Here is a 536-nt window from a genome sequence, read left to right on the forward strand (position 1 = left end):
AGCAGGCGATCCATGTTGCCGGGGGCGCCGGCCTGCAGGCTCTGGCGCCCCAGTTGACCCAGCCAGGCCAAGGCGCCGGCGGTGTTGAGGGCGCTGTGCTGGGCCAGCTGGTCGAGGTGGCCGTCCACCCGGCTGAACTGCGAGGCGAGTTCCTTGGCGTACTTGAGTGAAGTGTCCACCTGCTGCCAGTGATCGTATTCCGGTGGCAGCGCTTGCAACGCCTGGCGTGTCTGCTCCAGCACCTCGGCAATGGCGCGCTGGTTGAAGACGAAGGAACGCAGGGCCAGGTTGTCGGGCGTCAGCGTGTCGGCATGCCACCACTGGGCGAGCAGCCGCGCCCCGGCTGACACGCCCTCCATGCCGACCACGCTGAGCCCGGTCTGGTGAGCGAAGCACAGGCCGCTGCGCAGGTCGTTCTCGTCGTAGTAGGCCAGGGCCGCGAGCAGCTGCTCAGATTGCAGCCAGACGAGGTGGTCGTCGGCCCGCACGTCGGCCAGGCGCTGCGCCTCGAGGCCGTGGGATTCGAACCAGGCCAG

Annotated in this window: 1 pseudogene; it reads right to left on the minus strand. The window is 68.8% G+C overall.

Annotation, left to right across the window (positions count from 1 at the left end):
* Nucleotides 1–536, minus strand: a pseudogene (locus CC207_RS27010) (hypothetical protein); the annotation flags it as partial.

Source organism: Pseudomonas sp. DrBHI1, assembly GCF_002205115.1.
In the GTDB taxonomy this organism is placed as follows: domain Bacteria; phylum Pseudomonadota; class Gammaproteobacteria; order Pseudomonadales; family Pseudomonadaceae; genus Aquipseudomonas; species Aquipseudomonas mosselii.